Origin of the sequence: Ruegeria sp. YS9 (assembly GCF_024628725.1) — a bacterium.
Taxonomy (GTDB): domain Bacteria; phylum Pseudomonadota; class Alphaproteobacteria; order Rhodobacterales; family Rhodobacteraceae; genus Ruegeria; species Ruegeria atlantica_C.
Genome location: NZ_CP102409.1, coordinates 2,744,893 through 2,767,010 on the forward strand (window position 1 = coordinate 2,744,893; position 22,118 = coordinate 2,767,010).

The following is a 22,118-nucleotide window of genomic DNA, read 5'->3' on the forward strand; positions in this document are numbered from 1 at the left end:
GCCGCATATTACAGCCTGAGAAAACACAGGACCCGGGTATTCGATCATCCGGGTCCTGCACTGTTTCTCAAACTCAACAGGCCTCGTCAGGTGACATCAAACTCCAACGGCTTGATCTGTGTGAACAGACCCGTTTCCGCCAGCTTGGCGCGTGCCTCAGCCGGAACCGGTTCGTCAACATAAAGCAACGCAATCGCTTCACCGCCGGCCTCGGATCGACCCAGAGTAAAGTTCGCGATGTTGACGTTGTTCTCACCCATGGTCCGCCCCAGAGCACCGATGATGCCCGGCACGTCTTCGTTGGTGGTGTAGAGCATATGGGCACCGACCTCGGCATCGATATTGATACCCTTGATCTGGATGAAGCGCGGTTTGCCGTCGCTGAACACGGTGCCACCGATGGAACGTTCGCGCTTGTCGGTCACAACGGTGACTTTGATATAGCCTTCGAAGGCACCCGATTTGTCCTGATTGGTGGTCGATATCTTGATCCCACGCTCTTTGGCGACAACCGGGGCCGACACCATGTTCACCTCGGGGTTGAACTTTTTCATGATCCCGGCGACCACGGCGCAGTTCAACGCCGCCAGGTTCATTTCAGCGGCAACACCATCGTACAGGATATTGATCGCCTTGACCGGCTCATCGGTCATCTGGCCGATGAAGCTGCCGAGATGGCCGGCCAGCTTGATCCACGGCCCCATCACCTTGGCTTCTTCCGCCGTCACACTGGGCATGTTCAAAGCGTTCTCGACCGCACCTGTCAGCAGATAGTTCGAGATCTGCTCGGCCACTTGCAGCGCCACGTTCTCCTGCGCTTCAGTTGTTGCTGCACCAAGATGTGGCGTGCAGACCACGTTGGGCAGGTTGAACAAGGGGTTGTCCTTGGCGGGTTCTTCACTGAACACGTCGAACGCGGCACCGGCAACGTGACCGGATTGCAACGCCTCTGCCAAAGCCTCCTCATCAACCAGACCACCACGAGCGCAGTTGATGATGCGCACGCCCTTCTTGGTTTTGGCGAGGTTCTCGCGGTTCAGAATATTGCGGGTCTGATCCGTCAGCGGTACGTGCAGGGTGATGAAGTCGGCGCGGGACAGCAACTCGTCCAGTTCAACCTTTTCGACGCCCATCTTGGCGGCTTTTTCTTCGCCCAGATAGGGATCATAGGCGATGACTTTCATCTTCAGGCCAAGCGCGCGCTCGCACACGATGCCGCCGATGTTGCCCGCACCAATGACACCGAGCGTCTTGTTCGTCAGCTCGATCCCCATGAACTTGGACTTTTCCCACTTGCCCGCATGGGTCGAAGTCGAGGCCTCGGGGATCTGTCGCGCCACGGCAAACATCATCGCAATGGCGTGTTCGGCGGTGGTGATCATGTTGCCGAATGGCGTGTTCATCACGATCACACCTTTTTTCGACGCCGCTTCCTTGTCGATGTTGTCAGTGCCGATTCCGGCCCGGCCGATCACCTTCAGCTTGTCGGCTTTTTCCAGAATGGTCGGCGTGACCTTGGTGGCCGAGCGGATGGCAAGACCGTCATACTGGCCGATCACCTCGGCCAATTTGTCCTTGTCCTTGCCCAGATCGGGCATGAAATCCACGTCGATGCCGCGATCACGGAAAATCTGAACGGCAGTTTCGCTGAGTTTGTCGGAAACGAGTACTTTGGGAGCCATGTCTGTGGTCCTTGAATGCAATGAGAAGTCCGGGCCGATGCGGCCCGGTGAAGATGGGATGCGATCAGGCGGCTTCTGTTTGCGCCGCGATTTCGGCCTCAAAAGCCCATGTCAGCCAAGGCAGCATCGCTTCGATATCCGAGGTCTCGACCGTACCGCCGCACCAGATCCGCAAGCCCGCAGGCGCGTCACGATAGGCCCCGATATCCAGCGCGACATTTTCGGCTTCCAGCCGTTTGGCCACGGCCTTGGCAAAGCTTGCGCCGTCCTGAATACGGGCATCTGTGAATTTCAGACAGACGGATGTGTTCGACCGCGTCGAAGCGTCTTCGGCCAGGTTTTCGATCCAGTCGTTCTGGTCGCAGAACGCATGCACGGCACCGGCATTGGCGTTCGCACGGGCAACAAGGCCCTTCAGACCACCGACCGAGCGGGCCCAATCCAGTGCAAACAGATAATCCTCAACCGCCAGCATTGACGGCGTGTTGATCGTCGCCCCCGTGAAGATACCTTCGATCAGCTTGCCACCCTTGGTCAGGCGGAAAATCTTGGGCAGCGGCCATGCCGGCGTGTAGCTCTCCAGGTGCTCAACAGCACGGGGCGACAGGATCAGCATCCCATGCGCAGCCTCACCCCCCAGAACTTTCTGCCAGCTGAAAGTGGTCACATCCAGCTTGTCCCAGGGCAGGTCCATCGCAAAGGCAGCCGAGGTCGCATCACAAATCGTCAGACCCTGACGATCATCGGCGATCCAGTCGCCGTTCGGCACGCGCACGCCCGAGGTGGTGCCATTCCAAGTGAAGACGACGTCATTGGCGAAATCGACCGATGTCAGATCCACGATCTGTCCGTAGTCGGCGGTCTTCACCTCGGCGTCGATCTTCAGCTGCTTGACTACGTCGGTCACCCAACCGGACCCAAAGCTCTCCCACGCCAGCATCTCGACCTTGCGTTCGCCCAGCAACGACCACAGCGCCATTTCGACCGCGCCCGTGTCAGACGCAGGAACAATGCCGATCCTGTAATCAGCTGGAATACCCAAGATCTCGCGCGTGCCCTCGATCGCCGCTTTCAGCTTGTCCTTGCCAACAGCGGCACGGTGCGAACGCCCCAGGGCGGCATCGGCCAGTTTGGTCAGATCAAATGTGGGGGGTTTGGCGCAGGGGCCCGAAGAAAAACGCGGATTTGCCGGCCGCGTCGCCGGTTGTTCGATCGTCATGTGTATTACCCTTCCAGATACACGCCCCTCGTTGGGGAGGGGTGTCCCACGCACAGGGCTATGGGTCCTTCGCGCCCGCAGCAAGCGGAAAAGACGCTTCGTTGAGTGAAAACGACATCCAAAAAGGGCTCAAATCAGAACAGGAGTTTCCGATTGGCGAAAAACCCCGCCGAAATTCGGCGGGGTTTTTTGATGTTATTCCGCGGCGTCTTGGTATGCGTCCATTGGGGGGCATGTGCAGACGAGGTTTCGGTCGCCGTATGCGTTGTCGACGCGGTTGACGGGGGACCAGTATTTGTCGACGCCCATGGAGCCCGGCGGGAAGCAGGCCTGTTCGCGGGTGTAGGGGCGGTCCCAGTCGCCGACCAGATCGCGCACCGTGTGTGGGGCGTTTTTCAGCGGATTGTTGTCCGCATCGATCTTTCCGTCGATGATGTCCTGCGCTTCCGCCCGGATCGACAGCATGGCGTCGCAGAAACGGTCCAGTTCGGCCATGGGTTCCGATTCCGTGGGCTCCACCATCAGGGTGCCGGCCACCGGCCAGCTCATCGTCGGCGCGTGGAAGCCTGAATCGACCAGGCGCTTGGCGATGTCATCCACGGTGACATGCGCCTCGGCGTCCAGCGGACGGGTGTCGAGGATGCATTCATGCGCCACCCGCCCCGTTTCCGAGGTGTAAAGGATCGGATAGGCATCCTTGAGCCGCGCCGCGATGTAGTTGGCGTTCAGGATCGCCACTTTTGTGGCCTGCGTCAGCCCCGCGCCACCCATCAGCAGCACATAGGCCCAGGACACGGGCAGGATCGAGGGCGAGCCGAAGGGCGCCGCCGAGACCGGGCCCACGGCGGTGCCGTATTCCGGGTGGCCGGGCAGGTGCTCGGTCAGATGCGCCTTGACGCCGATCGGGCCCATGCCGGGGCCGCCGCCGCCATGCGGGATGCAGAAGGTCTTGTGCAGGTTCAGGTGGCTGACATCTCCGCCGATGTCACCGGGGCGCGACAGGCCGACCATGGCGTTCATGTTGGCGCCGTCGATATAGACCTGACCGCCGTGGTCATGGGTGATCTGGCAGACCTCCTGCACGGTGGTCTCGAACACGCCATGGGTGGACGGGTAGGTGATCATGCAGGCGGCCAGATGATCGGAGTGCTTTTCCGCCTTGGCGCGGAAGTCGGCGACATCGATATTGCCGTTCTCATCCGCCTGCACCGGCACGACCTGCCAGCCCACCATCTGGGCCGAGGCCGGGTTGGTCCCGTGCGCCGAGGTCGGGATCAGGCAGACATTGCGCTGACCCTGCCCACGGGCGAAGTGATAGTTGCGGATGGTCAAGAGGCCCGCATATTCCCCCTGCGCGCCCGAGTTGGGCTGCTGGGAGATCGCGTCATAACCGGTGATCTGGCACAGCTTGTCGTTCAGATCGGCGATCATCTCGTGATAGCCCTGCGCCTGATCTTCCGGGCAGAACGGGTGCAGGTTGCTGAACTCGGGCCAGGTGACTGGGATCATCTCGATCGTGGCGTTCAGCTTCATGGTGCAGGACCCCAGCGGGATCATCGCCCGGTCCAGCGCCAGGTCGCGGTCGGCCAGACGGCGCATATAGCGGGTGATCTCGGCCTCGGCCCGGTTCTTGTGGAAGATCGGGTGGGTCAGATATTCGCTTTCACGCAGCGCATAATCGGGCAGGCGGTACTGCTTGTTCGAGCTGTCATCCTTGCGGTCGATGCCGAAGGCGCCCCAGACCGCCTCGATGGTCTCGGGGCGGGTCTGCTCGTCCAGGCTGATGCCCACTTTCGTGTCACCGACCTTGCGCAGGTTGACGCCACGCGCCACGGCGGCCTCCATCACCGTCTTCTGCAGATGGCCGACCTCGACCGTGATGGTGTCGAAGAACACCTCGGGTTCGACCGAGAAGCCCGCCTCTTCCAGGCCGGCGGCCAGGCGCGAGGTCTTGCGGTGCACCGATTGCGCGATGGCCTTGATGCCGTCGGGGCCGTGATAGACCGCATACATCGAGGCAATCACCGCCAGCAGCGCCTGCGCGGTGCAGACGTTCGAGTTCGCCTTCTCGCGGCGGATATGCTGCTCGCGGGTCTGCAACGACAGGCGGTAGGCCTTGTTGCCGCGGCTGTCGATGGACACACCGATGATCCGGCCCGGCATCGAGCGTTTCAGCTTGTCGGTGGTCGCCATATAGGCAGCATGGGGCCCGCCATAGCCCATCGGCACGCCAAAGCGCTGGGTCGAGCCGATGGCGATATCCGCGCCCATCTCGCCCGGGGATTTCAGCAGCGCCAGCGACAGGATGTCGGCGGCGACGATGGCGATGGCTTTGTGTTCGTGCAGCGCCGCGATTTCGGCGGTGAAGTCGCGCACATGGCCATAGGTGCCCGGATACTGGAAGATCGCGCCGAATACCGCGCCCGCGTCCAGCTGATCCGGGTCGGCGACCTGCACGTCGATGCCCAGAGGCTCGGCGCGCGTCTTGATCACCGCGATGGTCTGCGGGTGGCAATTCTTGTCCACGAAGAAGGCCGCGTTGTTGGCCTTGGACCGGCCGCCGCGCTTGGCCATCGCCATCGCCTCGGCCGCCGCGGTCGCCTCGTCCAGCAGGGACGCGTTGGCCACGTCCAGCCCGGTCAGGTCGCTGACCATGGTCTGGAAGTTCAAGAGCGCCTCGAGCCGGCCCTGGCTGATCTCGGGCTGATAGGGCGTGTAGGCGGTGTACCAGGCCGGGTTTTCCAGGATGTTGCGCAGAATCGGCGCCGGCGTGGTGGTGCCGTAATAGCCCTGACCGATCAGCGAGGTCAGAACCTTGTTCTTGCCCGCCACCTGTTTCATATGGAACAGCGCATCGCGTTCCGTCATCGCCGGCCCCCAGTCCAGCGGCTGTTTCTGCCGGATCGCCGGGGGGACGGTGGCGTCGATCAGCTCGTCCAGCGTCTTGAAGCCGATCACCTTGAGCATGTCGCGCATCTCGGTGGGCGACGGGCCAATGTGGCGGCGGTTGGCGAAGTCATAGGCTTCGTAGTCGGTCAGTTTGAAGGCCATTGCAGCGCTCCTCACGGATAGGTCAGGGCCGGCGGAGACTACGGGAGCCTCCGGCGGGAGTATTTGGAAAAAGATGAAGCGGTGGAGCCCCAAAGGCGGGGCTTCGGGTTTGGGTTAGCCGATGAAGGCTTTGTATCCGGCCTCGTCCATCAGGTCCTCAAGCTGCGATGCGTCCGCAATCTTGACCTTGTAGATCCAAGCTTCGCCTTCGGGGTCTTCGTTCAGCGCGCCGGGGTTGTCGGCCAGCGCCTCGTTCACTTCGACGATCTCGCCATCGACCGGAGCATAAAGCTCGGACGCGGCCTTGACGGATTCGATCACGCCGATCTCGCCGTCTTTCTCGAACTCGTCGCCCACTTCCTGCTGCTCGACGAAGACCACTTCACCCAGCTGTTCAGCCGCGTGCTTGGTGATGCCCAGCGTGGCGGTATCGCCCTCGACGGTCAGCCATTCATGCTCTTCGGAATAATAGGTTGCCATGTCTCTCTCTCCTGACTTCAACGCTTGTAATTCTGTTTGACGAAGGGCAGCGCCACGATCTGCGCCGGTTGTGCCTTGCCCCGGATGATCAGGTTCACCTTCTCGCCCGGCGCGCCATGGCCCGCGGACACATAGCCCATCGCGATCGGGCCTCCGACCGTGGGGCCAAAGCTGCCCGAGGTGATCTGGCCGATCCTGTTGCCCTCAAGGCATTGCACTTCCACGCCCTGACGCGCCGGCGCGCGGCCGTCGGGCTTGATGCCCACCAGCTTGCGCGATGCGCCTTCGGCCAGTTCGCGCTGGATACGCTCCGCACCCGGGAAACCACCTTCCTCCTTGCGGCGCTTCTGGATCGCCCAGGCCAACGAGGCCTCAATCGGCGAGGTGCTCTGGTCGATGTCATTGCCATACAGGCACAGCCCCGCCTCGAGCCGCAGGCTGTCGCGTGCGCCCAGACCCGCCGCTTCGCAATCCTCATGCGCCAGGAAAGCCCGTGTGATCTCGATCGCCTTTTCCTCGGGGATCGAGATCTCGTACCCGTCCTCGCCGGTATAGCCCAGCCGCGAGATGCGGCATTCGACGCCGTTGATATCGGCCAGGGTGGTTTCCATGAACTTCAACTCGCGGGCCGCGGGGCAGAGTGCGCCCACCACATCCTCGGCCTTGGGACCCTGCACAGCAACCAGCGCGCGGTCGAAGATCTCGGTCACGTCGACGCCTTCAAGGTGCTCACGCATATGCGGAATGTCCTGATGGCGCAGCGCCGCGTTCACCACCACGAAGTAGTGATCCCCCGCATTCGACACGATCAGATCGTCCATGATCCCGCCTTCGGCATTGGTAAAGAACCCGTAGCGCGCCTTGCCCTCCTTCAGCGTCGCATATGCCTGCGGGCACAAAGCTTCCAGCTTCTCACCCACATTCTCGCCGCGCAGGATCACCTGACCCATGTGAGACACATCAAACAACGCCGCCTTCTCCCGGCACTGCTTATGCTCTCCCATGATCCCCAAAGGATACTGAACAGGCATCTCCCACCCAGCAAAATCAACCATCTTGCCGCCAAGCTCGACGTGAAGGTCATACAAGGGCGTGCGCTTCGGTGTGGTCATGATCCGGTCCAACTTCCGATTATCCAAAGGTCAAAATGCATAACCGTCAGTCTGCCCCAAGCCGCATAGAATGCAATGATTCCACCCGGTTTTTAGTGAAACACCGATCCGAAGAAGGGGCGGTATACAGACGCATGCATCATGAATGTTCCTATAGGAAACTTTTTTCCGTTAGGCAACAACCCTCGTTTCCATCACGTAAAATTCCCGGCGTCCTGCCGGATGCCGGAGGGAAGGATTTCACCGTCCATGCCACACCTTCCTCGCAATTTTTTGTTGCAAAGTGGCGTTTAGACAGAGAGGGACCGTACGGCACGCACCAGAACTTCGAGCCCCGCAATCAAATCGGCCTCTGCCGTATCTTCTGCAAAATCATGGCTGATTCCGTCGATCGAGGGCGTGAACAGCATCGCGACCGGCATCAGGCGCGACACGTTGGTGGCATCGTGCAAGGCCCCCGAAGGCATTCTGCGCCACCGACCCGGTGCAACCTGTTCCGCACCGCGTTCAAGAGCGCGGCGCAAGGTTTGATCCATGGCGACGGGATCCAGCCCCAGCATGGGACCGTAATCCAGGCTCATCCCCATTTGCTCAGCGGTTTCTTGTGCCGTCGCCCGAATGATTTCCTCCATCCGGGCCAAACGGTCTGCATCAGCATCGCGCCATTGCATCGAGAACCGAACCCGTCCCGGTACGATGGACGATGCGTTTGGATGCAGGTCGACCCGCCCGATGGTCCAGACCGTCTGCGGGGTGACAACATTGCGAAACCGCTCATTGAGCCGGGTGTTGAACAGGGACAGGGCCTGAAATGCGTCGCGGCGCATGTGCATGGGGGTGGTGCCGGCGTGGTTCTGCTGACCTTCGAAGGTGATCGGCATATCGCGGATGCCAACGATATCGGTGACGACTCCGATCTGGTCTCTGGACGCGTCCAGAGAGGGGCCCTGTTCGATATGCATCTCTATGAAGCCGTTGAAACGGGACGGGTCCACGAAGCCCCGGGACAAGTCTGCCATGGAGGATCGGGCCTGGCCAAAGCTGACACCGGCCCCATCCATCAACACATCGGCTTTTTCCAGAGACACCCCGCCCGACCAGACAGCAGAACCGGTTGTCACACCAAACCGCCCCTCTTCGTCCTGAAAGCTGACGACCGAAACGGGCCGTTCGCTGGAACGTGCGATTTCCAGCGCGGCAATGACGCCAAGGGCGCCGTCCAGCCAACCGCCTTCGGGCTGACTGTCGGAATGTGATCCCATCAGCAGCGAAGGACCGGACGCTAATCCGAACAGGTTTCCCACCGGGTCAAACTGCGGGGTCAGGCCTGCTTCGCGCATACGTCCGGCAAGCCACTGGCGCGCGGCGATATCCGCGTCGGAATAGGCGGGGCGGACAACCCCCTTGCCCACACCCGAGGCACCGAATTCACGCAATTTATGCAGGTCGGTCAGAAAACGCGTGTGATCGACGGTCATAAACCCCTCCGAAGGCTTGTACGGGGCGAACCATAGCCAGAAACAGAAAAGGGGCGAGGTTTTTTTCGACAGGCGTGAAACCCCTCTGGCACAGGAGGGGAACCTGCCCTAAGACTTCGGCGCAAGAGGGACCGACATGTCACATATCACATTGGTGCGTCACGGGCAGGCGAACACAACGGCGCGAGACGAGGCAAGTTACGACAGGCTCAGCGACTTGGGGCATCAGCAGGCGCGCTGGCTGGGGGCGCATCTGCGTAGTACCCGCACCCACTATACCCGGGTCTATTGCGGGACCCTGACCCGCCACGCCGAGACGGCGGCCAGTATGGACTTGCCCAATCCAATTCGTGACGTGCGACTGAACGAGATCGAGTATTTCACGCTGGCGCAACTGTTCGAGGACCAACACGGTGTTGCGATCCCCACGGACCGCGAAGGTTTCGTCGAACATCTGCCCAAAACCTTTGCGGCCTGGGCCAACGGCGAAATCGAGAACCCGCCGGAAACCTTCGAAGAATTCGAGACGCGCGTGCGTGACGCGCTGCACGAGATCGGAACCGAGGGCGGACCGGCCATTGTCGTGACCTCGGGCGGGTTGATTTCGATGGTGGTGCGTCAGGCGATGGGGTTGGATATACCGTCAATGGCACGGGTGGCCCTTGCGATCATGAACACGTCGATGCATCGTCTGCATCCGATTGGTGCTCAGCTGAGCCCGGTTCTTTTCAACGCCGTTCCGCATCTGGAAGCCCCTGATCGGCAGTTCGCGCAGACCCACCTGTAACCAGACCGGAGACGCCTGATGCAGCTTTACTATGCACCCCGAACCATCTCGGTCGCTGTTGCGATCGCACTGGAAGAGGCCGGGCTGGAATACGAAGCGGTCAAGCTCGACTTCGCCGGGGGTGAACAGACGAAACCAGCTTACAAGCAAATAAACCCCAAAGGCCGCGTTCCGGCGCTGGTGGTGGATGGCGGCATCCTGACCGAGACCGGGGCATTGCTGGAATTTATCGCTGCCAGGGCCCCCGAGGCCGGGCTGGTGCCGGCTGATCCGGTGATGGCGGCCCGGATGCGTGAAGTGATGTTCTACCTTGCGTCGACCATGCATGTGAACCACGCGCACAAATTGCGCGGGCACCGCTGGGCCGACAGGAAATCCAGCTGGAAAGACATGAAAGACAAGGTCGCGCAGACGATGACCGCATCATGCGATTATATCTCGTCGAACAGCCTGCGTGGACCATTCGTGCTGGGCGAGGCGTTCTCGCTGGCCGATGCTTACCTGTTCGTGGTGTGCAGCTGGCTGGAAGGCGATGGCGTGGACGTTTCGGCCTTTCCCAAAATCGTCGCCTTCCGTGAGGCGATGGAGGCACGCCCTTCGGTTCAGGCGGTGCGGGCCGCCGGAATGCTCTGACAAAAGGAAGTAAGATGACACATCTCTGGGTCCGGGCAGAACAGCGCCCGAACGAAGAACGGGTTGGTCTGACACCGGAAGGCGCCGCCGCACTGATCGCGGCCGGCATCCGCGTGACGGTCGAGGAAAGCCATGCCCGCGCCATTCCACTGGACGGCTACAAGGACGCAGGCTGCGAGATCGCGCCCGAGAATTCCTGGCCCGAGGCCCCGCTGGACGCGATCATCTTCGGCCTCAAGGAACTGCCCGAAGACGGCACGCCCCTGCCCCACCGCCACATCATGTTCGGCCATGCCTTCAAGGGCCAGCATTCGGGTCGGGCTCTGCTGGAACGGTTCAAGGCGGGCGGCGGCACGCTTTATGATCTGGAATACCTCGTGGATGAGGATGGTCGCCGGGTCGCGGCATTCGGCTATTGGGCAGGCTACGCGGGCGCGGCGGTGACGCTCAAGACCTGGGCGGCGCAGCAACGCGGCGAGATCTGCGGCCCCGTCGGCGTCTATCCCGGCAAGGACGCGCTGAACGCCGAACTTCTGGCAGAATTGGACGCCACCGGCGCGCCCCGCCCCCGCGCCATCGTCATCGGAGCTTTGGGCCGTGTGGGCACCGGTGCCGCAGACCTGTGTGAGGCAATGGGCGTCGCAGTCACCAAATGGGACATGGCCGAGACAGCCAGCGGCGGACCGTTCCCCGAAATCCTTGACCATGATCTGTTCCTGAACTGCATCTTCGCGCGGCCCGGCACTCCGGTCTTTGTCCCGCGCGAGGCGTTGACCGCCCCGCGCAAGCTGACCGCCATCGGCGATGTGGCCTGCGACCCTGACAGCGACTACAACCCGGTGCCCGTCTATGACCGCGCCACCACATGGGAAGAACCCGCCCTGCGCGTGGCCACCGACCCGGTGATGGACGTGATGGCGATCGACAACCTGCCGTCGATGCTGCCGGTCGAAAGCTCGGAAGACTACGCGGCGCAACTTCTGCCGTCCTTGCTGACCCTGACCGATCTGGACAGCGGTGTCTGGGGTCGGGCAGAAGCAACTTACAAAACGCATATTGAAGGACTCTGAACGATGACCATTCATTGGTGTGGCACCGGCCTCTCGGCCATTCCCGGCCTGCGTCGCCTGATCGAAGGTGGCCATAAGGTCACCGTCTGGAACCGGACAATCGAAAAGGCCAGGGCCGAGGTCGGAGACCTGACCGACGACATCCGCGCCTTCGACATCGACGCGCTTGGCGCCGTATTGGAGAAGGGCGATGTGATCGTCTCGATGCTGCCGGGCGACTGGCATGTGCCGCTGGCGGAACTGGCGATTTCGAAACAGGCCAATTTCGTCTCGTCCTCGTATATCGCGCCCGAGATGCGCGCGCTGGATGACAAGGCGCGCGAGGCCGGTGTCGCACTGGTCAATGAGGTCGGGCTGGACCCGGGCATCGATCACCTGATGGCACATGCCCTGATCGACGACTACCGCGGCTCGGATGCGTTCGACCCGGAAAACCACCTGAGCTTCATTTCCTATTGCGGCGGCATTCCCAAGAACCCCAACCCATTCCGCTATAAATTCAGCTGGTCGCCGCTGGGCGTTTTGAAAGCGCTGCGGTCGCCGTCGAAATCGATCCGCGATTACGCGCCACTGGACGTTGCCCGCCCCTGGGATGCGATCAGCAGCTACATCGCTCCGCTGCCGACACCGGAAAGCTTCGAGGTCTACCCGAACCGCGACTCGATTCCCTTCATGGCGCAGTACCATTTCGAGGATCACTGGCCGGTCAAGGAATTCGTCCGCGGCACCCTGCGCTTGAACGGCTGGGCCGACGCATGGTCGGATGTGTTCACCGAGATCGAAACCCTGTCCGGCCCGGAAGGGGATGCGCGCCTGAAAGAGATGTCGGACCAGTTCTGGGAGGAAAACGCCTATGACGAAGGCGAGCCTGATCGCGTTGTGTTGTGCGTGGGGTTGAAGGCCGAGAAAGACGGCATCCCCGTCTGGCACAAGACCTATGTCATGGATGCTTGGGGCGACGAGCGTGGCACGGCAATGGCGCGTCTGGTGTCGATTCCGGTCTCACTTGCCGTCGAGGCCGTATTGAACCGCGCCATCCCGGCCGGAGTTCACGCGGCCCCGAGCGATCCAAAGCTGGTGCAGGGATGGATGGCTGAAATCGACAAGCTGGCCCAGCATCTGCAAATCGTCGATCATACGGCCTGAATGCAAAAAGCCATTCCAGACTGTCTGGAATGGCTTTCATTGTTCTACATTACGCATGTTGTCCTCGTTCGGGTTTCCCTCACCCGGCCTTCAGATATACCGCTGGATGGTATCTTCGATATCACTGCGGTTGATACCCAGCTCGGACAACTGATGATCGGTCAAAGCATTCAGATGCTGGGCTGCGCGGACAATATCAGGGCTGATCGAACGGATTCGCATGGCACGGTCGAACAGCAAAAGCGCGCTGACAGCCGGAGCCGGTTCATTGGTGGGCGGTATGGCGTCGAACATTCTGGTAACCTCGCTGACAGGCTTTTGGGGATTGTCTCAGTTCACGCTGAATGCTTGATCACTGCCGGTATGGCTTGTTGTGATACACACTTTCATATGCGCGTCTTTTGATCTGATCCCGCTGGATGCCGATGTCGGCCAGTTGTACGTCATCAAGCTTTTCCAGATCCCGCACGGTTTTCGAAAAAATCCGGCGGCGGAAATGCTCGACCTTTGCTTCTGCATAGTTTGAAAACAGACCGTCAAGCAGGCCACCCCGGCCTTCGAATGTTTGTGTATGTGCCATGTCTTTCTCCTCCTGAACTCAATGTCTTTGTCTTCATGACATCAGATTTGGGAAGGCTGCCTTAACGTTGCCAAACCGGTTCATTAAGGTTTGTTAAGACTGTATTGGAGGGAAAGTTCGGGCTGGACCGGCGCGTTAATCGCAAACTTCGATCCAGGCCCGCGACATGTCTTTTCAGTGGCGGATCAAGATAACGCGAATATCGACCCGTCGCAGAAACCGCCCCTTTGCAGGCAGGTCACATCAGATCGTTTTCAACGTCCTCGGCTGATATCCCCAGCGCGTCCAGACCGTTCTCAAGGTGGTCTGACATGTGCGGAGTGCCGATCAGGTAGTCGGCACAGGGGGTCGAGGCCTCGGCCTTGGCAGTGGCAATCGCTTCGGCCAGATCCTCGGCGAAAAAGCTTTCGCGGCCGATCCACATGATGGCAACCAGTTCGGCTTGCTCGTCTTCGCTCATACGTTCAATGAAGGCGCGCATTTCACCTTCTGCCCGGTTCAGCTCGCGCCCCATCATGGCAATCTGAGCGACCTTTCTTGCCGATATTTCCAACATGGATCATGTTCCTCGTGTTCGCGGTTGTCATGCCATCACAATCACCGAACACCAGCCGAGTCTTTGATCTTACGCAAACAACGGCCCTCGTGCCGCGCCCGCGAAACAGGTTCGTCCGGTACCGGTTGCCTGCGAAACGGGCGAAAGGTTGCTTTTTTCAACCACAGCCTGAAAGCCTGCCAGACGATCAGTGCAAAGGTTCTCCGGGCGCCGAATGGTCGCCGCAGCAAGGACCACAGGATCACCCGGTTGGTCAGGGGTTGCCGCGGTCCGGTCAGCGTCGCGATCAGCCCACCATCAGCGCGGCCGTAATCAATCCAGACACCGACCCGATCCGGGCGATAGTCGAAGCGAAACGTATAGCTGCCTTCGATTTTCTGAAACGGTGAGACATGCATCAGCTTGTCCGCCACCACCCTGTCAGTCGGTTCGATGACCGAGAAATCAGGTTTGTGACACAGGTAACTGTGACGGGTGCCATAGGTATTGGTGACCTCGGCCACCACGGCATACAGGTGATCGCTGTCATTAAAACAGAACCAAAAACTGACTGGATTGAAAACGTGCCCCAAAACACGGGGTTGCGTCAACAACTTGAAACGCGCCGGTTGTTGCACCGACATTTCATCAAATCGCGCACGTAGCCAAAGCGCGCCTTCGCCCCGACCTGGCTCTCCCCCATGATCTCTGGTACGCCAGTTCGTGACGTTTGCGCGATCAACCGAAAACAGCAAAGGGGTGTTCAGCTCTGCTTCGGGATCCAGCAGGATGTAATCTACCGAGTATCGGAATGCATTTTCAATCGCACCCTTGCGCCCGTGATAGGTATGACCCGCGATATGGTCTATTTCCTGCGGCATCCGCTGCTTTCTAGCCTTCCCGTAAACGCCTTGAACTGCACTGATTTCCTTCAGATGCTAGTAATTCTGATACGGCAATTTGCACAATTTGGATCATAATGTCCCGATAAAGTGATCCGGCTTGGGGAACGCGCCGTAATGAGGTTATGTTTACCGAGATTGATACCGTGACCTTGGACGAACCTGCGGCTGAACCGGCCGTCCTTCAGCCTCGGCGCGAAAAGAAATGCATCAAGGGTAGACGGGTGAACGGAAGAAACGGCAGGCGCGAGACGAGAACCGAATGGGTGGATCACGTCAGGCGCATCCGCGACGCGCAGGATCAGGCGGCTTTTGCCGAACTGTTCCAGCATTTCGCGCCACGAATCAAGGCGTTCCTGATGAAGTCAGGATCAGACGCCACGATGGCTGAGGAGTGCGCCCAGGAGGTGATGGCGACCTTGTGGCACAAAGCCCATCTGTTCGACCCGACGCGGGCAACGGTGGCCACCTGGGTGTTCACCATCGCTCGGAACAAGCGCATTGACGTTCTGCGAAAGCAACGCCGCCCCGAACCCGAAGAACTGTGGTGGGGTCCCGAGGCCGAGCCTGAACAGGACGATGTCATCATGCTGCAACAGGAAACCGCGCAGCTGCGCACCGCTTTGACAGCGTTGCCGGACGCGCAGAGAGAGCTGATCGAAAAGGCGTATTTCGGTGATCTGAGTCATCGGGAAATTGCGTCTCAGACCGGGTTGCCCCTGGGAACGATCAAATCACGAATCAGGCTGGCGCTGGACCGCTTGCGCCATGCGATGAACTGAGATGAGTACGATGAGTAAATCGATCAAACATCACCTGACAGATGACCTGCTGATGGCATATGCCGCAGGCAATCTGCCCGAAGCCTTCGACCTGATGGTCGCGACGCACCTGTCGCTGTGCGACCATTGCCGTGCGCGGGCGGAAAGCTACGATGCCGTGGGCGGGCATGTTCTGGAGGAACAGACGGACTCCATCGCCATGAGTGATACATCTCTGGCCGCGACTATGGCGTTGATCTCCAAAGGCGCGCCAGCGGCCAAGCCGGCGCGTCCGAACTGCCCGGTATTGCCGGCCCCGTTGCAGGATTATGTCGGCGGTACGGTTTCAGATATCCGCTGGAAACCGATCGGCATGGGCGTAAAGCAAGCCATCCTGCCAACCACAAGCGAGGCCTCGGCCCGGTTGTTGTTCATTCCCGCCGGAACGGCTGTACCAGATCATGGCCACAACGGGATAGAATTGACGATGGTGCTTCAGGGCGCATTCTCGGACGAAGTGGATCGCTTCGCCCGTGGCGACGTCGAGATCGCGGATGAGGATCTGGAACACACGCCCGTGGCGGACATTTCGGAAGACTGCATTTGCCTGGCGGTTACCGATGCACCGTTGAAATTCACCAAGTTGATGCCGCGCCTGTTCCAACCCTTCCTGCGCATCTGAGTTTGCCTACGAGGCCCGCGTACGGCGTGTTTTGAAAGGAATGATCATGTTCGGAAGACTTCTTGTATCCGTCCTTCTCGTTGCAGTCGCGCCCGTCGTCTCGGCCCAAATGTCGGCCGAGGTTCAGTTTCAGCCCGGCAATTATGGAACGATGGTCAGTGGGACCATCTCAGGAGATGCGTACTTCGACTATACGCTTGGCGCCAAAGCCGGACAGGAGATGTTTGCCGATCTTCAGGTCAGCGACACCAATGGTAATGGCGTGATCTATTTCAACATCCTGCCGCCGGGCAGCGATGGTGTGGCGATCTACAACGGGTCGATTGACGGCAATACGGCCCGGATCACCCTGCCCGACGATGGTGACTATACAATCCGCGTCTATCTGATGGGCAATGACAGGGATACCGGTAAAACCGTGGGGTACAATCTGGACCTGTCCATCCAGTAGATTTCAACCTTCGTGTCGAGCAAGGGGCACAACGCCGGTTTCGGCCTTGGTCTCGATTTCTTCAAAGTCGAAATTGTCCAGACGCTGCGCACGTCGGCCAGCCTTTTCGGCGCTGATCTTGATTTCCGAGATATCCTTGGCCGCCTGCCCGAAATGACGATCCAGGTTCGAGACGCGATCACCCAGTCGGTCCACATCCTTGTGCAGCAGCCCCAACTCTTTGCGGATTGCACCGGCCTGTTCGCGCATACGCGCATCTTTCAGGATCGCCCGCATGGTATTCAACGTGGCCATGCATGTGGTGGGTGACACGATCCAGACTCGCGCGGCGAACCCTTCGCGCACAACATCGGGCAGGCGGGCGTGCAGCTCGGCATAGATCGCCTCGGACGGCACAAACATCAAAGCACCATCGGCGGTTTCCCCATCCAGAATATACTTCTCGGAAATCGCCTTGATATGCACTTTCACCGCAGCGCCGAATGCGCGCAGGCATCTTTCAACGTCCTCCTTGGTCTGCGCGGCAGCAAGTGCTTCGAAATCCTCGAGCGGGAATTTGGCGTCGATCACGATCGGTCCCGGCGGGTTCGGTAGATGGATCAGGCAATCCGCCCGCTTGCCATTCGACAAGGTGGCTTGCAGTGAATAGCTGTCAGCGGGCAGCGCCTTGGATACGATATCGTTCAGCTGAATCTCACCAAACATCCCGCGTCGCTGTTTGTTCGACAGGATATCCTGCAATGACAGCACGTCACCCGACAGTTTGGTGATATTGTCCTGTGCCTTGTCGATGGCGGCCAGACGTTCCTGCAACTGGGTCAGCGAGGTCGCCGTCTGTTTCGACGAGCCATGCAACGTCTCTTTCATCCGTTCCTGCATCTCGGCCAGTGCACGCGCCGATTTCATCGCATTGTCCGCCAGCCGGTCATTCATCTGTTGCTGGACCGAAGCCAACCGCGCCTCGACCGTCTGAATCACCTGCATCTGCGCGTTGGCCTGAGTGTCCGAGACATGCTGAAGGCCGCCGCGCAACTGTTCCTGGCCCTGGCCCAGTTGCTGGACGTGCTGACCCAGATGCGCCATCTGCCGCGCCAGAGGTTCCGCCATCCGGGCCGAGCGGTTGGCCGCCCGCAACGACAGGAACAGCAGCAGCAGAATCAACGCCACCACACCACCCACGGTCAGAATCACGGGATCATTCAACGCTATCTCAGTGCCTGCAATCTGGATCATGGGGTTCAGTTTGTTCTCGTTTTGTTTCTATCTTCTTAAGCCGTGTTTGAAACCAAATCAACTGCGTCCGAACAGGCGTTCGATATCGCTGAGCTTAAGTTCCACATAGGTTGGTCGCCCATGGTTGCACTGGCCGGAATGCGGCGTCGCCTCCATCTCGCGCAGCAGGGCATTCATCTCTTCGGCCCGCATCCGACGGCCGGATCGGATCGACCCATGACAGGCCACCCGGCTGAGGATCGCCTCGATCCTTGACTGCACCATCTGGCTTTCGCCCTGATCAGCAAGTTCATCCAGAATATCGAGGATCATCGCGCGCGCATCGACTTCGCCCAGAATGGCGGGGGTTTCGCGTACGGCAATGGCGCTTCCGCCGAAAGGTTCGATGGTCAGGCCAAGGCGCGTCAAGTCATCTGCGACGGCCATCAGGCGGGTGCAATCCCCTTCCGACAATTCCACGATTTCCGGAATCAGCAGGGCCTGCGCCGCGACGCCATTCTCGGCCATCTGCGTTTTCAGTTTTTCATAAACCAGCCGTTCATGTGCAGCATGCTGATCTACGATCACCATGCCATCGGCGGTCTGGGCTATGATGTAATTCTCGTGCACCTGCCCGCGAGCAGCACCAAGCGGCAGATCCTGCGCCTGAGGCTCGTGCAACTCGGCGACCTGTGCAACCGGGGTCGGCTCGACAAAGCTGCCGCTGTCGTCATTGGCCAGTTCCGCAAATCCCGGTGCCTGTGCGCGATACGCCGCCGTGCGCGCGGCAGAGGACGGGCGATCCATCTGATAAACCCGCGCCGGAGCAGGCTGTGCGGGTTCCGGTCGCATTGCGCCCAGTGTCGCATTGGCAACGGTCGAGGACGCCCTGTGCCCGGCCTCGGCCAAAGCATGGCGCAGGCTGGACACGATCAGCCCCCGCGCGACACCGGGATCCCGGAACCGAACCTCGGATTTCGCAGGGTGGACGTTCACGTCAACCAGCGTGGGGTCGCAGTCGATGAACAGAGCTGCCGCCGGGTGGCGATCCCGGCTCAGGAAGTCGAAATAGGCCGCCCGCAGCGCGCCAGTCAGCATCTTGTCGCGCACAGGACGTCCGTTGACGAAAAGGTACTGTGCCACCGCAGCGCCCCGGGAATAGGTCGGCAGGGCAGCATAGCCATAGAGCCGGATGCCCTCACGCGTGGCATCGATCCGCAGGGCGTTTTCGGCGAACTCGCGCCCGATCACGCGGGCCAGACGAGCGTGGAGCGCGTCGAAAAGGTCACCGTTCTCGCGATCCGCGCGGAATGTCACACGGCCTTCGCCGCCACCGGACACATCGCGCAGGGTGAAGGTCACAGAAGGTTCTGCCATGGCCAGCCGTTTCACTATGTCGGTGATCGCCTGCGCCTCGGCCCGGTCCGTGCGCATGAATTTCAGACGGGCTGGCGTGGCGTAAAACAGATCGCGCAACTCGACCACCGTGCCCGCGCGCAGGGCGGCAGGTTTGACCGCATCCATCTTACCGCCCGCAACGTGGATCTGCGCCGCATCCGCGCCCGGCACACGGCTGGTTATGGTCAGGCGTCCGACGGCGCCCAAGGACGGCAGCGCCTCGCCCCGAAAACCAAAAGTGTGGATGTTCAGCAGGTCCGAGCCGTCAATCTTTGACGTGGCATGGCGGGACAAGGCCAGCGGCAGATCTTCCGCCGCGATACCGCAGCCATCATCCGTGACGCGGATCAGGGTCTTGCCGCCATCAGCGATATCGATTGCAATCCGCGTAGCCCCCGCATCGATTGCATTCTCGACCAGTTCCTTGACCGCCGAGGCCGGTCGTTCCACCACCTCACCAGCCGCGATGCGGTTGATTGCGGCATCGTCGAGCTGCTTAATCACGGGGCGTTTTTCGCCGATATTGGGGTTTGCCTGCGCCATACCCCTATACCTAGCATAGCCGCGCACGATTCTGCCACCGGTTTGAACCGCACTTTTTGGAAGAGAGGGGGCGCCCGAGTGTCCGCGAACAAGAATTCATTCCGGATCACCCGGGCGTGCCAAGTGAGTGGTGTGTTTCAGCTAATCAATGGGGCAGGATGTATCATGCACGTGTCGGAAAATCTGCTTAAGATTCTCCCGCTCAGTTTCTTGGCAGAGATTGGCCGATGACGTGCGGGCAAGTGTGGCGGGAAAATGCCTGATCAGCCAGATGTGCGTACGCCGATCCTGGCCCGGCAGGGTCCGAACATCGCTGCCGCAGCGAGAATCAAGCCTGACATCGTGGCGATCATGCCCGCCGCGCTGACGGCATCCGCGCCGCCCAGCCACAGCGGGCCATAACCTGCCAGCACATAGCCCGAAACCGCCGAGGCAATGGCGAACACAACGCTCCAGGCAATCTGCGCTTCCAGCCGGTTGGTCAACATCCGCGCCGCGGCGGGCGGGCAGATGAACATGGCGATCACGATGATCGAGCCCACCGCGTCAAAAGCCGCCACCGCCGCAATTGCCGCGGTGATGACCAGTGCCATGCCCAGAACGCCGGTGCGAATGCCAACGGTCCGGGCAAAGCCCTCGTCGAAGGTAGAGATCTTCAGCGGCCGCCAGAACAGCCATGTAAACAAAGACACACCGACCAGTGTCAGCGCAATGCGAGGTAATTCCGGGGGCAATCCGGACAGCGCCTCTGTGTCCAGCAAGGACGACCATCCGGTGGCGTCCAGCCAGATCAGGCTTTCGAGATTGCCGTAAAGCGCATGTTCCACATCCAGATGCACCGTCGACGTATCCGTCTGCTCAAGCAGCAGGACGCCCACAGCGAACATGGTGGTAAAGACCACGCCCATGGCGGCCCCGGGTTCGATCTGACCCAATCGGCGAATGGCTTCGATCAGCACCACGGCCACAACGGCAGCGCCTGCCGCGCCCAGCATCATCGGCCAGGTCGATATCGTCCCTGTGATCAGAAACGCCACGACGATTCCCGGCAGCACCACATGGCTGATCGCGTCTCCGATCAATGCCTGTTTGCGCAACACCAGAAAATTGCCGGGCAACGCGCAGGCAATGGCCGCGAATGTACCGATCAACAACGGCGTCAGAGACAGCGGGACAAATTCTTCACCACTCATCCCGGCACCCCCATTGGCCCGCCGATGCGGCGGTCTATCTCGGCGATCTGATCGCGGGTCAGGACGGTTTCGATATCCCGCAACCCATCATATAGCGCGGCTGTTGCCTCATGCGCCTGATCTGCGCGCACGATTTCCCAGCGCTTTTCATCCCGCAGCGCCTTGGCCGCACGGGCTTTGCCAATGTCGGTCGCAACGCCGTCCGCGCGCACCAGCCCAGCGCGGCGCAGCAAGCGCAGGGTCAGGGGCTCGTAGATCTTCTGCCCCTGCGCCAAGGCCAAAAGACCCTGACGAATATGCACCCGACGCTGAAAGCGCAAATGGCGCAGCACCGCCGCCAAAACGCCACGTATCGGCGCCAGAAACAAAGACACGACAAAGAAGGCAAAGCTGACCAGAACGATAATCGGCCCCGTCGGAAGGTTTGGCGCCGAGGCCGAAATGGCCGCGCCAATGTACCCCGCCAACCCGCCGGCCAATCCCGCAAGCAGAACCACATGGTCCGAGCGTTCGGACCAGAACCGCGCGGTCACGGCGGGAATGATCAGCAAAGCCACGATCAGAATCAGACCCACGATTTTCAGGCCGACCACGGTCACGGCCATGACCAAACCCATCATGGCCAGATCGATCCTGTGCACCGGCAACCCGCGGGCTGCGGCATATTCAGGATCGAAGGCCACAAGAATCATCGGGCGACGAATGATCATGACCAGCAGCAGCGTCGCGGCGCCGCCGACCGCAATGATCATCGCATCAGCCCAGAGCATCCCGGCAGTGGACCCCAAAAGGAAGCCTTCCAGCCCGGCCTGACGGCCTACGCCCATCGTCTGTATGACCGTCAGCAACACGATGCCAAAGCCGAAGAAGACCGACAGGACCGCTCCGATCGCGGCGTCTTCGGCCAAACGCGTGTGACGCGTCAGCCAGTTCATGCAAAGAAGGCCGATCCAGGCCGAGATGGCCGATCCTGCCAACAGGCCCAGCAGGTTGCGCCCGTCTCCTCCGAGTGCGACCAATACCATGAAAGCCAGACAGACGCCCGGCAGGGTTGCGTGGCTGATTGCGTCACTGACCAAGGCGCGCTTGCGCAGAAACAGAAACGTCCCCGTCACACCGGCTGAAACACCCAGCAAGGTTGCACCGATGGCAACCAGCGTGGCGTTGTAGCCAAGTTGCAGGGTCAGAGCATCCCAAAGCATG

At 60.5% G+C, this 22,118-nt stretch carries 21 protein-coding genes; 7 read left to right on the forward strand and 14 right to left on the reverse strand.

Annotation, left to right across the window (positions count from 1 at the left end; genetic code table 11):
• Window positions 1-86: 86 nt before the first annotated feature.
• The 6 genes from serA to NOR97_RS13940 all read right to left on the reverse strand — a co-directional run bounded on the left by serA (window position 87) and on the right by NOR97_RS13940 (window position 9,022).
• The gene (gene serA, locus NOR97_RS13915; protein WP_257599470.1) at window positions 87-1,682 is read right to left on the reverse strand and encodes a phosphoglycerate dehydrogenase; all 1,596 of its coding nucleotides are present in this window, start codon (window positions 1,680-1,682) and stop codon (window positions 87-89) included.
• A 64-nt stretch (window positions 1,683-1,746) separates the two neighbouring features.
• The gene (locus tag NOR97_RS13920) at window positions 1,747-2,901 is read right to left on the reverse strand and encodes a phosphoserine transaminase (protein ID WP_257599471.1); all 1,155 of its coding nucleotides are present in this window, start codon (window positions 2,899-2,901) and stop codon (window positions 1,747-1,749) included.
• Window positions 2,902-3,096: 195 nt separating this feature from the next.
• On the reverse strand, window positions 3,097-5,952 hold the full coding sequence (gene gcvP / locus NOR97_RS13925) for an aminomethyl-transferring glycine dehydrogenase (RefSeq protein ID WP_257600875.1): 2,856 nt from the start codon (window positions 5,950-5,952) through the stop codon (window positions 3,097-3,099).
• Between the two features lie 114 nt (window positions 5,953-6,066).
• Complete coding sequence (gcvH, locus tag NOR97_RS13930; RefSeq protein ID WP_170345522.1) at window positions 6,067-6,432, reverse strand: glycine cleavage system protein GcvH; 366 nt, start codon at window positions 6,430-6,432, stop codon at window positions 6,067-6,069.
• Between the two features lie 17 nt (window positions 6,433-6,449).
• Window positions 6,450-7,547 (reverse strand): glycine cleavage system aminomethyltransferase GcvT, encoded by a 1,098-nt coding sequence (gcvT, locus tag NOR97_RS13935; protein ID WP_257600876.1) that lies wholly within the window; start codon window positions 7,545-7,547, stop codon window positions 6,450-6,452.
• Window positions 7,548-7,834: 287 nt separating this feature from the next.
• Window positions 7,835-9,022, reverse strand: a complete 1,188-nt coding sequence (locus NOR97_RS13940) for a Zn-dependent hydrolase (protein WP_257599472.1) — start codon at window positions 9,020-9,022, stop codon at window positions 7,835-7,837.
• A gap of 136 nt (window positions 9,023-9,158) precedes the next feature.
• Here NOR97_RS13940 and NOR97_RS13945 point away from each other — a divergent pair, with 136 nt between their 5' ends.
• From NOR97_RS13945 to NOR97_RS13960, 4 genes are read left to right on the forward strand one after another with little or no spacing between them, the layout of a single operon-like run.
• Window positions 9,159-9,809 carry a histidine phosphatase family protein gene (locus NOR97_RS13945; RefSeq protein ID WP_257599473.1) on the forward strand — a complete coding sequence of 217 codons (651 nt, stop codon included), beginning with the start codon at window positions 9,159-9,161 and terminating at the stop codon, window positions 9,807-9,809.
• Between the two features lie 18 nt (window positions 9,810-9,827).
• Window positions 9,828-10,442: a glutathione S-transferase family protein gene (locus NOR97_RS13950; protein WP_257599474.1), complete on the forward strand. Its 615-nt coding sequence runs from the start codon at window positions 9,828-9,830 to the stop codon at window positions 10,440-10,442.
• A 14-nt stretch (window positions 10,443-10,456) separates the two neighbouring features.
• Entirely contained in the window at window positions 10,457-11,512 is a 1,056-nt protein-coding gene (locus NOR97_RS13955) for a saccharopine dehydrogenase (protein WP_170346655.1), read from the forward strand.
• Between the two features lie 3 nt (window positions 11,513-11,515).
• A complete protein-coding gene (locus tag NOR97_RS13960) occupies window positions 11,516-12,658 on the forward strand; it encodes a saccharopine dehydrogenase family protein (RefSeq protein ID WP_257599475.1) in 1,143 nt (380 codons plus the stop codon).
• Window positions 12,659-12,748: 90 nt separating this feature from the next.
• Here the strand turns inward: NOR97_RS13960 and NOR97_RS13965 are convergent, their stop codons facing one another.
• The 4 genes from NOR97_RS13965 to NOR97_RS13980 all read right to left on the reverse strand — a co-directional run bounded on the left by NOR97_RS13965 (window position 12,749) and on the right by NOR97_RS13980 (window position 14,654).
• Window positions 12,749-12,952: a hypothetical protein gene (locus NOR97_RS13965; RefSeq protein ID WP_257599476.1), complete on the reverse strand. Its 204-nt coding sequence runs from the start codon at window positions 12,950-12,952 to the stop codon at window positions 12,749-12,751.
• A gap of 58 nt (window positions 12,953-13,010) precedes the next feature.
• On the reverse strand, window positions 13,011-13,238 hold the full coding sequence (locus tag NOR97_RS13970) for a DUF1127 domain-containing protein (protein WP_171637256.1): 228 nt from the start codon (window positions 13,236-13,238) through the stop codon (window positions 13,011-13,013).
• 238 nt (window positions 13,239-13,476) lie between these two features.
• On the reverse strand, window positions 13,477-13,794 hold the full coding sequence (locus NOR97_RS13975; RefSeq protein ID WP_117871872.1) for a DUF3775 domain-containing protein: 318 nt from the start codon (window positions 13,792-13,794) through the stop codon (window positions 13,477-13,479).
• 41 nt (window positions 13,795-13,835) lie between these two features.
• On the reverse strand, window positions 13,836-14,654 hold the full coding sequence (locus NOR97_RS13980) for a DUF1365 domain-containing protein (RefSeq protein ID WP_257599478.1): 819 nt from the start codon (window positions 14,652-14,654) through the stop codon (window positions 13,836-13,838).
• 146 nt (window positions 14,655-14,800) lie between these two features.
• Between NOR97_RS13980 and NOR97_RS13985 the strand changes: the two genes are divergently transcribed.
• From NOR97_RS13985 to NOR97_RS13995, 3 genes are read left to right on the forward strand one after another with little or no spacing between them, the layout of a single operon-like run.
• Window positions 14,801-15,457: a sigma-70 family RNA polymerase sigma factor gene (locus tag NOR97_RS13985; RefSeq protein ID WP_170346661.1), complete on the forward strand. Its 657-nt coding sequence runs from the start codon at window positions 14,801-14,803 to the stop codon at window positions 15,455-15,457.
• Window positions 15,458-15,467: 10 nt separating this feature from the next.
• Window positions 15,468-16,118, forward strand: coding sequence for a ChrR family anti-sigma-E factor (locus tag NOR97_RS13990; protein ID WP_257599479.1), 651 nt, complete (start codon window positions 15,468-15,470; stop codon window positions 16,116-16,118).
• A 46-nt stretch (window positions 16,119-16,164) separates the two neighbouring features.
• Window positions 16,165-16,569 carry a hypothetical protein gene (locus NOR97_RS13995; protein WP_170346663.1) on the forward strand — a complete coding sequence of 135 codons (405 nt, stop codon included), beginning with the start codon at window positions 16,165-16,167 and terminating at the stop codon, window positions 16,567-16,569.
• Between the two features lie 3 nt (window positions 16,570-16,572).
• Here the strand turns inward: NOR97_RS13995 and NOR97_RS14000 are convergent, their stop codons facing one another.
• From NOR97_RS14000 to NOR97_RS14015, 4 genes are all read right to left on the reverse strand, one after another.
• Window positions 16,573-17,802, reverse strand: a complete 1,230-nt coding sequence (locus NOR97_RS14000) for a DNA recombination protein RmuC (RefSeq protein WP_170346664.1) — start codon at window positions 17,800-17,802, stop codon at window positions 16,573-16,575.
• Between the two features lie 57 nt (window positions 17,803-17,859).
• A complete protein-coding gene (mutL, locus tag NOR97_RS14005; RefSeq protein ID WP_257599480.1) occupies window positions 17,860-19,722 on the reverse strand; it encodes a DNA mismatch repair endonuclease MutL in 1,863 nt (620 codons plus the stop codon).
• A 263-nt stretch (window positions 19,723-19,985) separates the two neighbouring features.
• Entirely contained in the window at window positions 19,986-20,915 is a 930-nt protein-coding gene (locus NOR97_RS14010) for a metal ABC transporter permease (protein ID WP_257599481.1), read from the reverse strand.
• On the reverse strand, window positions 20,912-22,117 hold the full coding sequence (locus tag NOR97_RS14015; protein WP_257599482.1) for a metal ABC transporter permease: 1,206 nt from the start codon (window positions 22,115-22,117) through the stop codon (window positions 20,912-20,914). Before NOR97_RS14015 ends, NOR97_RS14010 begins: the two co-directional genes overlap by 4 nt.
• Between the last annotated feature and the right edge of the window lies 1 nt (window position 22,118).

What these genes read in the sequence shown, in the direction of transcription:
- serA (WP_257599470.1), bottom strand. Translation starts at nt 1,682, where the DNA reads ATGGCTCCCAAAGTACTCGTTTCCGACAAACTCAGCGAAACTGCCGTT.
- NOR97_RS13920 (WP_257599471.1), bottom strand. Translation starts at nt 2,901, where the DNA reads ATGACGATCGAACAACCGGCGACGCGGCCGGCAAATCCGCGTTTTTCT.
- gcvP (WP_257600875.1), bottom strand. Translation starts at nt 5,952, where the DNA reads ATGGCCTTCAAACTGACCGACTACGAAGCCTATGACTTCGCCAACCGC.
- gcvH (WP_170345522.1), bottom strand. Translation starts at nt 6,432, where the DNA reads ATGGCAACCTATTATTCCGAAGAGCATGAATGGCTGACCGTCGAGGGC.
- NOR97_RS13940 (WP_257599472.1), bottom strand. Translation starts at nt 9,022, where the DNA reads ATGACCGTCGATCACACGCGTTTTCTGACCGACCTGCATAAATTGCGT.
- NOR97_RS13945 (WP_257599473.1), top strand. Translation starts at nt 9,159, where the DNA reads ATGTCACATATCACATTGGTGCGTCACGGGCAGGCGAACACAACGGCG.
- NOR97_RS13950 (WP_257599474.1), top strand. Translation starts at nt 9,828, where the DNA reads ATGCAGCTTTACTATGCACCCCGAACCATCTCGGTCGCTGTTGCGATC.
- NOR97_RS13955 (WP_170346655.1), top strand. Translation starts at nt 10,457, where the DNA reads ATGACACATCTCTGGGTCCGGGCAGAACAGCGCCCGAACGAAGAACGG.
- NOR97_RS13960 (WP_257599475.1), top strand. Translation starts at nt 11,516, where the DNA reads ATGACCATTCATTGGTGTGGCACCGGCCTCTCGGCCATTCCCGGCCTG.
- NOR97_RS13965 (WP_257599476.1), bottom strand. Translation starts at nt 12,952, where the DNA reads ATGTTCGACGCCATACCGCCCACCAATGAACCGGCTCCGGCTGTCAGC.
- NOR97_RS13970 (WP_171637256.1), bottom strand. Translation starts at nt 13,238, where the DNA reads ATGGCACATACACAAACATTCGAAGGCCGGGGTGGCCTGCTTGACGGT.
- NOR97_RS13975 (WP_117871872.1), bottom strand. Translation starts at nt 13,794, where the DNA reads ATGTTGGAAATATCGGCAAGAAAGGTCGCTCAGATTGCCATGATGGGG.
- NOR97_RS13980 (WP_257599478.1), bottom strand. Translation starts at nt 14,654, where the DNA reads ATGCCGCAGGAAATAGACCATATCGCGGGTCATACCTATCACGGGCGC.
- NOR97_RS13985 (WP_170346661.1), top strand. Translation starts at nt 14,801, where the DNA reads ATGTTTACCGAGATTGATACCGTGACCTTGGACGAACCTGCGGCTGAA.
- NOR97_RS13990 (WP_257599479.1), top strand. Translation starts at nt 15,468, where the DNA reads ATGAGTAAATCGATCAAACATCACCTGACAGATGACCTGCTGATGGCA.
- NOR97_RS13995 (WP_170346663.1), top strand. Translation starts at nt 16,165, where the DNA reads ATGTTCGGAAGACTTCTTGTATCCGTCCTTCTCGTTGCAGTCGCGCCC.
- NOR97_RS14000 (WP_170346664.1), bottom strand. Translation starts at nt 17,802, where the DNA reads ATGATCCAGATTGCAGGCACTGAGATAGCGTTGAATGATCCCGTGATT.
- mutL (WP_257599480.1), bottom strand. Translation starts at nt 19,722, where the DNA reads ATGGCGCAGGCAAACCCCAATATCGGCGAAAAACGCCCCGTGATTAAG.
- NOR97_RS14010 (WP_257599481.1), bottom strand. Translation starts at nt 20,915, where the DNA reads ATGAGTGGTGAAGAATTTGTCCCGCTGTCTCTGACGCCGTTGTTGATC.
- NOR97_RS14015 (WP_257599482.1), bottom strand. Translation starts at nt 22,117, where the DNA reads ATGCTTTGGGATGCTCTGACCCTGCAACTTGGCTACAACGCCACGCTG.